The sequence below is a fragment of the Pontibacter sp. SGAir0037 genome (assembly GCF_005491705.1).
Classification (GTDB): Bacteria; Bacteroidota; Bacteroidia; order Cytophagales; family Hymenobacteraceae; genus Pontibacter.
Map to the genome: position 1 here is coordinate 599,306 of NZ_CP028092.1, position 13,512 is coordinate 612,817.

Here is a 13,512-nt window from a genome sequence, read left to right on the forward strand (position 1 = left end):
GAGTAGATATGAGAAGGCGTTCTGTTGTAAAGAGCCTGCTATTTTTTACAGGGGGGGTAATGATTTTGCCTTCCTGCATAACCGAGGAAAGAAAGGCTTCTGTTCTGCTAAACAATCTTTCGGTTTCAGAAGATCAGGAAAAGTTATTGGCAGAGGTAGCTGAAACAATTATTCCTCAAACAGACACACCTGGAGCTAAGCAAATGGGCCTGCACCTGTTTGTTTTAAAAATGCTGGATGATTGCCAGGAGGAGAAGGAGCAGAAAGCTTTTATGAACGGATTAAAACAATTCGAAGAGCTGACACAAAAACAGTTTGGGGCCTCTTTTACGGCGTGTAATCCGAAGCAGCGACAAGAGATACTGACAAAACTAGAAGCCAGGAATGCACCGGAGGATGTACTGGCTTTTTACAAAATAATGAAAGATCAAACCATAAAAGGATACCTGAATTCTAAAGTTGTGATGACGGAGCTACGGGTATATGAACTGATACCGGCCAGGTACAATGGTTATTTTCCGGCAAATAAAGCATTAGTAAGTTAAGCTATGGCGAATTTAAATACTGAAAGCGTAAAACAACGTACCTACGATGCCATTGTAATTGGATCAGGTATAAGTGGGGGGTGGGCAGCCAAAGAATTAACCGAGAAGGGCTTAAAAACCTTGCTACTGGAAAGAGGGCGCGATGTAAAGCACCTGAAAGATTATCCAACTACTAATATGTATCCATATGAATTTGAGCACAGGCTCGAGATTCCGCAGGATATAAAACAGGCGAATCCGGTTATAAGCCGCTGCTATGCCTTCCGTGAAGATGCCATGCATTTCTTTGTGAAAGATACCGAACAACCTTATGTACAGGAAAAGCCATTCGATTGGATCCGTGGTTACCAGGTTGGAGGTAAGTCATTGTTGTGGGCCAGGCAGACACAACGCTGGAGTGATTTTGATTTTGAAGGCCCTGCCAGAGATGGGTTCGCAGTAGACTGGCCTATTCGGTATAAAGATATTGCCCCCTGGTATAGCTATGTAGAGAAATTTGCAGGTATATCCGGTAATAATGATGGGCTTCCACAACTACCCGACGGAGAATTTTTACCTGCTTACCCGCTTAACTCTGTAGAAGATCACTTTAAACAGCAGCTGAAAAGCAAATTTAACGACAGGCATGTGATCAGTGCCCGTTGTGCCCATCTTTCAAAACCACAGCCTGTTCACCTGGAGCAGGGCAGGGCACAGTGCCAGAACAGAACACTTTGCCAGAGAGGCTGTCCGTTTGGTGGTTATTTCAGTAGCAATGCCTCTACCATTCCATGGGCCCAAAGAACAGGTAATTTAACACTTCGCCCTTATTCTGTAGTAGAGTCTATTCTCTATGATGATAAGGCTGGCAAAGCAAGTGGTGTTCGTATAATAGATGCAAATTCAAAAGAGGCGGTAGAATTTTATGCTGATATCATCTTTGTAAATGCATCGGCCCTTAATACGAATCAGATTCTTTTAAACTCAGTCTCCGGCAGATTTCCAAATGGTTTAGGAAACGATAGTGGCGTACTGGGTAAGTATGTTGCTTTCCATAACTATAGAGCCAGGGTTACGGCAGAGTATGAGGGGCTGCTGGAGTATACTACCGATGGCCGGAACCCGGCAGCTGGAGGTTATGTACCGCGCTTCCGTAACTTGTATAAACAGGAGACAGATTTTCTGAGAGGCTATGCGGCCGGTTTTAGTGCTAAGCGCTATTTTGAAGAAGATCGCTCTGGCTTTGGTGCTGATTTGAAGTCACGCTTGCTGAACCCAAAACTAGGCATATGGAGAGTCGGCTCACATATGATGGGTGAAACAATTCCGAAAGAAGAAAGTCGTGTCAGCCTGGATAAAAGCAAAAAAGATGATTGGGGTGTGCCCCTGCTGAACATTTCGATGGCTTATGACGATAACGACGAGAAGATGATTGCCGATTATCATGAGCAGTTTACAGATATGTTTACTAAAGCCGGTTTTACAAACATAAAAACAACCGATTCGAAGCAGGCTCCCGGCTTGGATATACATGAAATGGGTGGTGTGCGCATGGGGCACGATCCCCAAACCTCAATGCTCAATAAGCACAACCAACTGCATGCCTGCAAAAATGTATTTGTAACGGACGGTTCATGCATGACTTCTACCTCTACCCAGAATCCTTCTTTAACCTATATGGCACTTACAGCTAGGGCTGTGGATTTTGCTGTTAATGAAATGAAAAAGGGTAATTTGTAAAAGCCTGTATTTCTTACTGAAAGGTGCAAAATTTAACAGTAAGCAGTACAGTGCATGACAGATGCTATAATCCTGAATTATATATTGAGACATAATTACTCACCTGTTTATGTGATTAGTTCGGAGTTAATCAAATACTTTGAACAGCATAACAGGGGGTAAACAGGATATTCTATGCCCTTAGCTGTGGCAAAAATAATGTACGGCTCCGGCAAAAGGAGTGATTGGAAATAAGGTGAAATTAAAAGATAAGCTATATGTCAGAGATTACAGCAAACACAACGTTCAAGCATGTAAGCTACCTATGGGACGAAGAAGAAGCCGCTAAACTGGCCGGAGACGAAGTAGGGCTATTAATATACAGGTCTAACCTGCTGGGAGCTGACCTAAGGTTAACTAACTACGGAGGCGGTAACACCTCCTGCAAAGCAATGGCTAAAGATCCGCTCACAGGTGAGGAAACAGAAGTGATGTGGGTAAAGGGCTCGGGCGGTGACCTTGGTACTTTAAAACGTAGTGGTTTGGCAGCTTTGTATGTTGATAAGTTAAGAAGCCTGAAAAATGTATACAGAGGTATTGAGCAGGAAGACGAGATGGTGGAGCTGTTTAATCACTGTATCTTCGATCTTAGTTCTAAAGCGCCATCTATAGATACTCCATTGCATGGCTTCCTGCCCTTTAACCATATAGATCACTTGCACCCCGATGCCGCTATTGCTATTGCCGCTGCAAAAGATGGAAAAAAAATCACAGAAGAGTTGTTTGGCGGAAGTATCGGTTGGGTAGACTGGCAAAGACCGGGCTTCGACCTTGGCTTGCAGCTACGCCAGTGCCTGGATGAGAACCCGGGTATTCGTGGCATCATGCTTGGCTCTCATGGCCTTTTCACCTGGGGTGATACCGCCTACGAAAGCTATATGAATACGCTGGAGGTGATTGAGCGCTGTGCCGAATACCTTAAAGAGAACTATGGCAAGAAAGGTCCTGTGTTTGGTGGCGCTAAAATTCAGAGTTTAGAGGCAGAAGGTCGTAAAAAGCAGGCTGCTGCCCTTGCCCCAATTCTCAGAGGTTTCTGCTCCATTGAAAGACATATGGTAGGGCACTTTACTGACGATGTCCGTGTACTGGAGTTTATCAACTCCAATGACCTGGAAAGACTGGCACCAATGGGAACAAGCTGCCCTGACCATTTCCTGCGTACTAAAATTAGTCCGTTGGTATTGGACCTGAAGCCGGATGAAGATCTATCCGATGTAAAAGCAGTGAAAGAAAAGTTATCTCCTGCTTTTGAGGCCTATCGCCAGATGTACACTACGTATTACGAAAGCTGCAAACACGCCAACAGCCCTGCTATCCGCGATACCAATCCTGTTATCATATTATATCCGGGCGTAGGTATGTTTTCGTTTTCCAAGGATAAACAAACCACCCGCGTAGCTTCAGAATTCTATATCAATGCGATTAATGTCATGAAGGGAGCTGAAGCCGTTTCAGAGTATACCTCTCTTCCCCGCCAGGAAGCGTTCGATATTGAATACTGGTTGCTGGAGGAAGCAAAACTACAGCGCATGCCAAAGCCAAAAGCACTTTCTGGAAAAATAGCTCTCATAACAGGTAGTGCAGGTGGTATCGGTAAGGCTATTGCCAAAAAGTTTGTGGAAGAGGGTGCCGTAGTAGTACTCAACGACATGAATGAAGAGCGCCTACATGGAGCAGGGGAAGAATTTAAAAGTCAATATGGTAAAGACACCTATGCCACGGCAGTATTGGACGTAACAAAGCGCGATCAGATTCAGGAGGCATTCAATGTAGCAGCCCTGGCTTTCGGCGGAGTAGATATTGTTGTAAATAATGCCGGCCTCTCTATCTCAAAATCCATTGCGGAACATACCGATAAAGATTGGGATCTGCTCTACGATGTGCTGGTAAAAGGGCAGTTTATGGTAACACAGGCAGCTACAGAAATAATGCGCAAGCAGGATATAGGTGGTGATGTGCTGAACATCGTGAGTAAGAATGCCTTGGTTTCTGGTCCGAACAATGCGGGATATGGCTCAGCCAAAGCGGCACAGCTACACCTGAGTAGGCTGAATGCAGCCGAGTTGGGTGGAGATGGCATTAGAGTGAATGTTGTAAACCCGGACGCAGTGATCAGTGACAGCAACATCTGGGCCGGGGGCTGGGCCGAAGGCCGTGCCAAAGCTTATGGTATAACTGTAGAAGAACTGCCTGCATTTTATGCTAAGCGTACCTTACTCGGCCAAATCATTCTGCCTGAAGATATTGCCAATGCCTGTTTCGCTTTTGTAGGAGGCCTCCTGCATAAATCGACAGGGAATATGCTGAATGTAGACGGTGGTGTGGCAATGGCCTTTGCCCGCTAGAAAACTGAAAGGGAAGGTAATTCAGACAGTTCCCCTGTCGCGATACCGCTTAAAGAAGTGTCATATTTAGTCTGATATTAGTATGCAAATCGAAAAATATAAAATAGATGAGTTTAATCACCATCTTTCTAAAGAGCACAGTAGCCGGTATGAGTTTGCTGCAGCCTCTGTCTCTAACTTGGATGATGTACTGCAAAAGCTGGTAGATTTTCAGATCGCTATCCCAAGTTGGGCTCTAGGTACAGGAGGTACCCGCTTTGGCCGTTTTTCTGGAGGTGGTGAGCCGGGAACACTCGAAGAGAAAATAGAAGACGTGGGACTGCTACACAGCTTAAACCGTTCCAGCGGTGCTATTTCTCTGCATATTCCGTGGGATATTCCGCAGAATTACCAGGCAATCAAATCCTTGGCTGCTCAGCACGGGCTTAAATTTGATGCTGTTAATTCAAATACTTTCCAGGATCAGCCAGACCAGCAGTACAGTTACAAATTTGGTTCTATGCAGCATGTTGATAAGGCGGTGCGCAGGCAGGCGGTGGAGCATAATATAGAAGTAATCCGGCATGGCATAGAGCTTGGGTCTGAATCTCTGACGGTATGGCTATCAGATGGTTCCTGTTTCCCGGGACAATTGAACTTCAGAAAAGCTTTCCAGAATACGCTGGAAAGCCTGGAGGAGGTGTATGCAGCCATGCCGGATAATTGGAAAATGTACGTGGAGTATAAGGCCTTTGAACCAAACTTTTACTCCACTACCATTGGCGACTGGGGCCAGTCGCTGCTAATGGCAAATAAGCTGGGGCCGAAAGCCTATACGTTGGTTGACCTCGGGCATCACCTGCCTAATGCTAATATTGAGCAGATTGTAGCACTGCTGCTGATGGAGGGGAAATTAGGAGGATTCCACTTCAACGACTCCAAGTACAGCGATGATGACCTGACAACCGGCAGCATCAAGCCCTATCAGCTTTTTCTGATATTTAATGAATTAGTAGCAGGTATGGATGCAAGAGGAATGAATCATGCCAAAGATTTGGGTTGGATGATAGATGCAGCTCATAATGTAAAAGACCCGCTGGAAGATCTATTACAGTCGGTGGAGGCTATTATGCTGGCTTATGCACAGGCTTTGCTCGTGGACAGAACAGCACTGGCAGAGGCGCAGCAGGTAAACGATGTAGTGCGATGCCAGGAAATTCTGCAGGATGCTTTCCGTACCGATGTGCGTCCGCTGGTGGCGGAAGCGCAGCTAAGAGCCGGTGGGGCAGTAAGGCCATTACAACTATACCGCCAGCTTAAAGTGAGAGAGAACCTGATTCGTGAACGTGGTTTAAAAACAGTAGCCTCTGGTTTATAGTATGCAAAAGATACCGGTTGTCGCTATTTTTGATGTAGGGAAAACAAACAAAAAGCTGTTTCTCCTTGATGAGGACTATCAAATTGTGTATGAGAAATCGGCACGTTTTAAAGAGACAGTGGATGAGGATGGAGAACCCTGTGAAAGCCTGGAGAACCTGAGGCAATCTGTTTTTGATTGCTTGCAGGAAGTGTTAAGGTATCAGAAATACGACATAAAGGCTATCAACTTCTCTGCCTATGGGGCCAGTCTGGTGTATATTGACGGGGAGGGCAAACCACTTTGTGCTCTTTACAGTTACCTGAAGGCTTATCCGGAACAGCTGCAGAGGCAGTTCTATAGTACTTATGGTGGTGAGAAGAGGGTATCTAAAGAAACTGCCTCGCCTGTTTTAGCCAGCCTGAATTCAGGTTTGCAGATATACCGCCTGAAGCACGAAAGGCCGGAGCTATTCAAAAAAGTGAAGTTTGCGCTGCACCTGCCGCAGTACCTGAGTTGCCTGCTTTCGGGCCAGCCATTTTCTGATATTACCAGCATTGGTTGCCATACCAGTCTCTGGAATTTCGATACAGAAACTTACCATACCTGGGTTGAACAGGAGGGCGTGCTGGAAAAGCTGGCCCCGCTTGTCTCTTCTGATACGGTAGTGCCTGCTTCTTTCCTGGGTAAAAAGTATGCTGTGGGCGTAGGCCTGCATGATAGTTCAGCTGCGCTTATCCCGTATCTCGTGAGTTTTCATGAGCCCTTTGCCCTTATCTCTACCGGTACCTGGTGCATTACCCTAAATCCTTTTAATACCATACCTCTTACCGAAAGCGAGCTGGAGCAGGATTGTCTTTGCTACATGCATTATAGAGCCAAATCTGTAAAAGCCTCCAGGTTTTTTGGAGGCTATCTGCATGAGCAAGAGGTAAAGCGGATTGCTGCGTATTTTAACCAAGAAGAAGGCTTCTACAAATCTGTTGCCTTCAATCCTGAAATTTTAGATCAGCTTCAGTCGGAGTATGAGCAGAAGCCTGAAACAATACGGGGCTTATCATTAGCTACTTCTTTTGCACAAAAGGATCTTGCTGCTTTTAGCTCTGCAGAGGAAGCATATCACCAGTTAATGTATGGCCTGGTAAAGCAGCAGGTTGAGTCCACACAATTGGTCGTGGCCGGTACATCTGTGCAGCGAATTTTTGTAGACGGCGGATTCAGTAAGAATGCAATTTATATGAACCTGCTGGCACATTTCTACCCGGAGAAGGAGATCTTTGCTGCCTCTATGGCCCAGGCTACCGCACTGGGTACGGCATTGGCTATCCATAGCCACTGGAACACAAAGCCATTGCCGAACGACTTAATAGAATTAAAATATTATGCTGTAACGCATGATGCCAAACTATGAGAATAGGTCTTTTTATACCTTGTTACGTTGATCAGTTTTATCCAAGAGCTGCTGTTGCTACCCTTGAGCTGTTGGAGAAGTTAGGTGTAGAAGTAGTATACCCGCTCAGGCAAACCTGCTGTGGCCAACCTATGGCCAACTCAGGGTACGAACATCTCACCAAAGAAAGCAACGAACTGTTTATCCAGAACTTTAAGGAATTCGATTACATAGTAGCCCCTTCGGGAAGTTGTGTACTTCATTTGAAGGATCACCTGCATTCTGATAAACACCCTGCTGATGCAGCCGCTATTCGAGGGAAAGTGTATGAATTAATAGAATTCCTGACGGATGTTCTGCAAGTAGAAAAGCTAGAGGCAAGTTTTCCGCACAAGGTAGGGCTGCACCAGAGCTGCCATGGGCAAAGAGGACTAAAACTTTCGCAGATGTCAGAAGTTGTGGCACCAGCTTTTTCAAAACCTGAACAATTCCTCAACATGGTGCAGGGACTGGAACTGATTCCGCTTACCCGCCAGGATGAATGCTGTGGCTTTGGTGGTACGTTTTGTGTGGCCGAGGAAGCAGTATCTGTTAAAATGGGAAAAGACCGTGTGGCCGATCATCTGCAGCATGAGGCTGCCTATATCACCGGGGCCGACATGAGCTGCCTGATGCACATGGAAGGAATTCTGCGCAGGCAGAAAAGTAATGTGAAGGTGCTGCATATAGCTGAAATATTAAACGCACAGGAGCTATGAAAGAGGTAAAAGATCATGCTACGTTAGCGGAACAGTTTAATATAGATGAGCCGAGGGTTAACTGGCATGATGAAACACTCTGGTTTGTCAGGCAGAAGCGTGATAGAGCTGCTCATGCCATACCAGATTGGGAGTTGCTGCGTGAAACTGCATCAGGAATAAAACAGCATGTTCTCTCCAACCTGCACGATTACCTGGAGCAGTTTGAAGCGAATGCCAAAGCAAATGGCATTACCGTACATTGGGCTGCTGATGCAGTGGAGCATAATCAGATCGTCCTTTCTATACTTCAACAGCATGGTGTGAACCGTATGGTGAAAAGCAAATCGATGCTTACCGAGGAATGCCACCTGAACGACTACCTGGAGCAACACGGGGTAGAGGTGATTGATTCTGATCTGGGTGAACGTATTGTGCAGCTGGCAAAGGAGCCTCCTAGCCATATTGTACTTCCCTGTATTCATAAAAAGAAAGAAGAGATAGGAGAGATATTTCATGAGCACCTGGGATCACCGGCAGGTATGGCAGATCCGCAGGTATTGACAGAGACAGCCCGCCATCATTTGCGCGAAGTGTTTATAACACGACGTGCAGCACTTACAGGCGTCAATTTTGCTGTGGCAGAAACAGGAGAATTTATAGTATGTACAAACGAAGGGAATGCTGATATGGGGACTCATCTGGCTGATGTACACATTGCCTGTATGGGCATCGAAAAGCTGATTCCGAAACGGGAGCATCTAGGGGTGTTTCTTCGGTTATTGGCTCGCAGTGCTACAGGCCAGCCTATTACCACGTATTCGAGCCATTTTAGAAAGCCGAGACCAGGGCATGAGATACATATGGTATTGGTAGATAATGGCCGTAGCACCCAGCTTGGCAGAGAAGATTTTAGGAACTCGCTGAAATGCATTCGGTGTGGTGCCTGTATGAATACATGCCCCGTGTACAGGAGAAGTGGCGGGCATAGCTACCACAATGCTGTGGCTGGACCTATAGGTGCCATTCTGGCTCCTAATCTGGATATGCACAAGAATGCTGACCTGCCTTTTGCCTCAACGCTGTGCGGTTCCTGCTCCAATGTTTGCCCGGTAAAGATAGATATACATGATCAGTTGTATAAATGGCGACAGGTAATTGTAAAAGAAGGCTATGCCGATAAAAAGAAAGGCATGGGCATGAAACTGATGACACAGACTTTTGCCTCGCCTGCTGCTTTCCAGTCTGCAGGTAAAGCTGGCCGGTGGCTCCTGAAGAATGCACCCTTCACGGTTAACAACCAGCTGAACCCCTGGTACAAGCAGCGCGAAATGCCAGTACCGCCAAAAGAATCTTTTGGCGAATGGTACCGGAAAAACAGAAAGAAAAATGAACAGTAGAGACAGAATTCTAGCAGCCGTAGCCAGGAATCAGCCTGCACTTGTTGCAATGCCTGAAATTCCGACATTTTTATCGGAAGCTGTAGATTTGGCTAAAAAGTTTTCTACAGTGGCTGTAGGCATAGGCAGTAAGGTTTTTGAGGTGGAAAGCCTGGAGGAGATAAAGGAAATTTTACGACAGGAGTATAAAGATGCCCGGCGAGTAGTTTCCAGTTATTCCCGGTTTTTAGATTTTGCTGAAGTTGCTCTGCCATTTGATATAGATCCGCATACTTTAGAAAATATAGACTTGGCTATTCTGCAGGCGCATTTTGGTGTAGCCGAGAATAGTGCCTTATGGATAACAGAAGATCAACTGCCCCAAAGAGTATTGCCTTTTATTTGCCAGCATCTGGCGCTGATTGTTCCGAGACAGGAAATTGTGCCACTTATGCACAATGCTTATAATAAGATCGGGAATGCCAACTATAGCTTCGGTACCTTTATAGCGGGCCCTTCCAAAACAGCTGATATAGAGCAATCGCTGGTGCTTGGGGCACATGGACCGAGGACGCTTACCATTTTTATTATAAATGAGGACCTGAAAGAAAGAGAAATGTAGCTTGTGACTATAATTAGATAAAATTTAATAGAAGAAGCCTTTTAATTTAGATATAATAAAGTTAAAAGGCTTCTTCTATTAGGCTGTTTAATATCCAATCTTCTGCCTTACCCTTTGCAGAACCGGAGCAGCAATAGCTTTGGCTTTGGCTGCTCCCTCTAGAAGTCTTTTATCTATTTCCGGTAAATTCTCCATGTAATAGTTAAACAGCTCTCTTTCTTTGGCATACTTGCGGAGAACCAGCTCGTAAAGCGCCTGCTTGGCATGTCCGTAGCCATAACCGCCATTCAGGTAGTTTTGGCGCATTGCAGCTGTCTCTTCAGTAGTAGCCAACAGACTGTAAAGCTTAAAAGTAGTGTCTGTATCCGGGTCTTTAGGTTCTTCCAGGGCAGTGCTATCGGTTACAATGCTCATAATAGCTTTACGTAGCTGCTTGTCTGGCAAAAATATGTCGATAATGTTGCCGTAAGACTTGCTCATTTTTTCGCCGTTTGTACCCGGTACAGTCATCACGGTTTCATCTATTTTGGCTTCCGGCAAAACAAAGGTTTCCCCGAAGTGGTGGTTAAACGAGCTGGCAATATCCCGTGTAATTTCGAGGTGCTGCACCTGGTCTTTGCCTACGGGTACAATGTTGGCATCGTACATCAGGATATCGGCGGCCATCAATACCGGGTAAGTAAATAAACCGGCGTTAACATCCGATAAGCCCCTGCGGCTCGATTTATCTTTAAAAGAATGCGCATTCGCTAACATCGGAAACGGAGCAAAGCAGTTCAGGTACCAGGTAAGCTCTGTAACCATAGGCACATCGGACTGGCGGTAAAATACGTGCTTATCGGTATCAAAGCCGAAGGCAAGCCAGGCAGCGGCAACAGAATAAGTATTGTGGCGAAGCAGTTCTGCATCGCGTATGGTCGTAAGTGAGTGTAAATCAGCAATAAAAAATAAAGCCTCCTCATCTGAAGATTTCGAAAGCTCAATTGCAGGTATAATAGCTCCCAGCAGGTTTCCTAAATGAGGTCTGCCTGTACTCTGGATGCCGGTAAGGTAGCGTGCCATAGTTGGTGTATCTCTGTTTTTATTGCAAAGTAAAGTAAATTGAAGAGGAAAGGAAATATCAGGCTAAATCAGTAGAAATAAGCTCCTGCAGCTTATGCTCCAGTCATACACGGTTAAGCTTCACGGTGCTGCAACGCTGTTTTATTTCTGAGCATAGTATAGTAGTTCGAAACCACAATAGCAGTTAAAATAACAGCAACGCCAGTCCATTGCAGAAGTGATACCTGTTCCTGTAAAATAATACTGGACATAAGCACAGCCACCGGAAGCTCGGCAGCACTTAAAATGGCTCCTAAACCAAGCCCTGTGTGGGGAATACCATAAGCAAAAAACAGGGGTGGTATAACAGTGCCAAATAGCGATAATAAAATGCCCCACTTAAACAGCCCGTTTGCCAGTGCCCCACTTGTTAGAAACACAGGAGGAAAAACAGAGAAGATAAGCACACAGGCACCCGTTAATAAGAGCGCACTTTTGGTTGTCGGATGCAGGTGATTACCAGCTGCATTGTTGATCAGGAGAAAAAGCGCATAGCTAAAACCGGCCAGCAAGCCATACACGATACCTGCAAGGTCATAATCCTCTGCTCCCGCAGAGAAAACACGCCCCGCCAGCACGGTGCCTGCTAAAATGAATAACACGGTAAGCAACTGTATGGCAGACGGAAGTTTCTTTTTCCGAATAGACTCCAGTACAAGGCTCATCCATGTAAACTGCATAAGCAACAGTATTGCAATGGAAGCCGGAACGGTTTGCACACATTTATAGTACAGAAGGCTTACCAGGCCCGTACTGGTGCCCATAGCCACTAATTTAAGTGCGTCTTTAGCCTTAACCTTTTTAGGTGCTTTACGCACAACCTGCCGAAGCAATACAACTGACCATAGAACAACTGCTCCGAAAAATACCTGCGAGCCTGTTACTTCTCCCAAGCTAAAGCCTTCTTTATAGGCTAATTTTACAAACGTTGAAAGTATACCGAAGCTACAAGCTCCGAGAAAAACCAATAAAATTCCCCTGAACATAATTGTTCTTTAAATGATAGTAAATGAAATGATAGCAGTAACCTTGGCCACTGCTGAGATGGGTGGAAAGGGAGGATTGGTTAGAAATCGTGTAACTCGTAACCGGTAATAAAAATCTGTGTATGTGCTAAATGTGCAGGCATTATTGTAAATAAGCCCGCAAATCTACGGTAAGTTGAGGCAAAATAAAAATGATGCGGGCATTTCTACTTGCTTTCGACGGCTGCCTCTTCTATAAGTTCTGTTGTTTCTTTATGGCCCAGGTAGCTATCTATGAGGTAATGTGCCACATATAAAATTGGAGTTAAAGCTACAGCCACAAAAAATTTGTACATATAATTTAAGGCTGCTACAGAAAATACCTGCGTCAGGCTCCAGTTTCCAAAAAAGTAGAAGGCGATAAAGAGCACGACAAAGCTATCGATCAGTTGCGACACCAAGGTAGAACCAGTTGCCCGTAGCCATATCTTCTTGCTGCCCGTAAAACGCCGCAGCCAATGAAAAACCGTAGCATCCAGAAACTGAGAAACAATAAAAGCGATAACAGAGCCAATAATGATTCCCAGGCCTTGCCTGTAAATGCTGTTAAAAGCAAAGTCGATATTAAAGGCATTTCCCTGGCTATCGGTGCTGTTTACCTCCAGCCAGAACTGAGCAGGAGGTAAGCCGGTTACAACCGTAATCACTAAAAAGGCATATAAAATAAGCAGCACTGTTAGGATACTTACCTTTTTTACACCCTCTTTTCCAAAGTATTCATTAATAATATCTGTGGTAATAAATACTACAGGCCAGATCATCACGCCAGCCGATAAGTTAAAGTCCAGCTCAGAGCCAAAGATAGGAATATGTGCACCGGGTAACCCAAATACGGCCTCACCTGAAAAAATCTTTACCCCTATTAGTTCTGCCAGTAAGGCATTTGCTATAAATATGCCACTGAGCACCAGGAAGAGGTGCGTGCGCTTTTTTTCTTTTTCTGAAATAGAAGCCATAGCTGTTTTTCTAAAGGAAAAATCTGTTACCGCTCCTGAGGGAGCCTTTGCTTTATCTTTCAAAAGTATAAAATATTGTTTTCTCTATAAATACAAAGTGGTAAATCCGGAAAATATTTCTGGTGAGTGATTACTTAGCAAGGAACAGAGCAAGGAGGCGGTACTTTCGTAAAAGAGTGGCAGGAGGTGTATCAAATGTATCATTCTAGGTTATCAAATGTATCTTTCTAAAGGATGCAGAATATATCCTAGCCCATTTATGATACATTTGCTGGCACTTGCTTGCTGTAAAAGTGAGTAAGGCTATACAAGAACTAT

11 protein-coding genes are annotated in these 13,512 nt (G+C 45.0%); 8 read left to right on the forward strand and 3 right to left on the reverse strand.

What is annotated here, in order from left to right:
• Positions 1 to 8 precede the first annotated feature (8 nt).
• From C1N53_RS02400 to C1N53_RS02435, 8 genes are all read left to right on the forward strand, one after another.
• Positions 9 to 545 carry a gluconate 2-dehydrogenase subunit 3 family protein gene (locus C1N53_RS02400; protein WP_137757805.1) on the forward strand — a complete coding sequence of 179 codons (537 nt, stop codon included), beginning with the start codon at positions 9 to 11 and terminating at the stop codon, positions 543 to 545.
• A gap of 3 nt (positions 546 to 548) precedes the next feature.
• A complete protein-coding gene (locus tag C1N53_RS02405) occupies positions 549 to 2,264 on the forward strand; it encodes a GMC oxidoreductase (RefSeq protein ID WP_137757806.1) in 1,716 nt (571 codons plus the stop codon).
• A gap of 257 nt (positions 2,265 to 2,521) precedes the next feature.
• Positions 2,522 to 4,648, forward strand: coding sequence for a bifunctional aldolase/short-chain dehydrogenase (locus C1N53_RS02410; RefSeq protein WP_137757807.1), 2,127 nt, complete (start codon positions 2,522 to 2,524; stop codon positions 4,646 to 4,648).
• An 82-nt stretch (positions 4,649 to 4,730) separates the two neighbouring features.
• On the forward strand, positions 4,731 to 6,005 hold the full coding sequence (locus tag C1N53_RS02415) for a sugar isomerase (protein WP_137757808.1): 1,275 nt from the start codon (positions 4,731 to 4,733) through the stop codon (positions 6,003 to 6,005).
• Position 6,006: 1 nt separating this feature from the next.
• Positions 6,007 to 7,395, forward strand: a complete 1,389-nt coding sequence (locus tag C1N53_RS02420; protein WP_137757809.1) for an FGGY-family carbohydrate kinase — start codon at positions 6,007 to 6,009, stop codon at positions 7,393 to 7,395.
• Positions 7,392 to 8,132 carry a (Fe-S)-binding protein gene (locus tag C1N53_RS02425; protein WP_137757810.1) on the forward strand — a complete coding sequence of 247 codons (741 nt, stop codon included), beginning with the start codon at positions 7,392 to 7,394 and terminating at the stop codon, positions 8,130 to 8,132. The genes C1N53_RS02420 and C1N53_RS02425 overlap by 4 nt, the downstream gene beginning before the upstream one ends.
• On the forward strand, positions 8,129 to 9,511 hold the full coding sequence (locus tag C1N53_RS02430; protein WP_137757811.1) for a lactate utilization protein B: 1,383 nt from the start codon (positions 8,129 to 8,131) through the stop codon (positions 9,509 to 9,511). The genes C1N53_RS02425 and C1N53_RS02430 overlap by 4 nt, the downstream gene beginning before the upstream one ends.
• Positions 9,501 to 10,112 carry an LUD domain-containing protein gene (locus C1N53_RS02435; protein ID WP_137757812.1) on the forward strand — a complete coding sequence of 204 codons (612 nt, stop codon included), beginning with the start codon at positions 9,501 to 9,503 and terminating at the stop codon, positions 10,110 to 10,112. The genes C1N53_RS02430 and C1N53_RS02435 overlap by 11 nt, the downstream gene beginning before the upstream one ends.
• Positions 10,113 to 10,199: 87 nt before the next feature.
• On the opposite strand, the gene trpS is transcribed toward C1N53_RS02435, so the two are convergent.
• The 3 genes from trpS to C1N53_RS02450 form a co-directional block, all read right to left on the reverse strand.
• A complete protein-coding gene (gene trpS, locus C1N53_RS02440) occupies positions 10,200 to 11,174 on the reverse strand; it encodes a tryptophan--tRNA ligase (protein WP_137757813.1) in 975 nt (324 codons plus the stop codon).
• A gap of 113 nt (positions 11,175 to 11,287) precedes the next feature.
• Positions 11,288 to 12,199 (reverse strand): DMT family transporter, encoded by a 912-nt coding sequence (locus tag C1N53_RS02445; RefSeq protein ID WP_137757814.1) that lies wholly within the window; start codon positions 12,197 to 12,199, stop codon positions 11,288 to 11,290.
• 206 nt (positions 12,200 to 12,405) lie between these two features.
• A complete protein-coding gene (locus C1N53_RS02450) occupies positions 12,406 to 13,194 on the reverse strand; it encodes a queuosine precursor transporter (RefSeq protein ID WP_137757815.1) in 789 nt (262 codons plus the stop codon).
• Between the last annotated feature and the right edge of the window lie 318 nt (positions 13,195 to 13,512).

Excerpts from the sequence above, each read along its gene's own strand:
- C1N53_RS02435 (WP_137757812.1), top strand. The coding sequence starts at position 9,501 with ATGAACAGTAGAGACAGAATTCTAGCAGCCGTAGCCAGGAATCAGCCT.
- C1N53_RS02410 (WP_137757807.1), top strand. The coding sequence starts at position 2,522 with ATGTCAGAGATTACAGCAAACACAACGTTCAAGCATGTAAGCTACCTA.
- C1N53_RS02415 (WP_137757808.1), top strand. The coding sequence starts at position 4,731 with ATGCAAATCGAAAAATATAAAATAGATGAGTTTAATCACCATCTTTCT.
- C1N53_RS02405 (WP_137757806.1), top strand. The coding sequence starts at position 549 with ATGGCGAATTTAAATACTGAAAGCGTAAAACAACGTACCTACGATGCC.
- trpS (WP_137757813.1), bottom strand. The coding sequence starts at position 11,174 with ATGGCACGCTACCTTACCGGCATCCAGAGTACAGGCAGACCTCATTTA.
- C1N53_RS02445 (WP_137757814.1), bottom strand. The coding sequence starts at position 12,199 with ATGTTCAGGGGAATTTTATTGGTTTTTCTCGGAGCTTGTAGCTTCGGT.
- C1N53_RS02425 (WP_137757810.1), top strand. The coding sequence starts at position 7,392 with ATGAGAATAGGTCTTTTTATACCTTGTTACGTTGATCAGTTTTATCCA.
- C1N53_RS02420 (WP_137757809.1), top strand. The coding sequence starts at position 6,007 with ATGCAAAAGATACCGGTTGTCGCTATTTTTGATGTAGGGAAAACAAAC.
- C1N53_RS02430 (WP_137757811.1), top strand. The coding sequence starts at position 8,129 with ATGAAAGAGGTAAAAGATCATGCTACGTTAGCGGAACAGTTTAATATA.
- C1N53_RS02450 (WP_137757815.1), bottom strand. The coding sequence starts at position 13,194 with ATGGCTTCTATTTCAGAAAAAGAAAAAAAGCGCACGCACCTCTTCCTG.
- C1N53_RS02400 (WP_137757805.1), top strand. The coding sequence starts at position 9 with ATGAGAAGGCGTTCTGTTGTAAAGAGCCTGCTATTTTTTACAGGGGGG.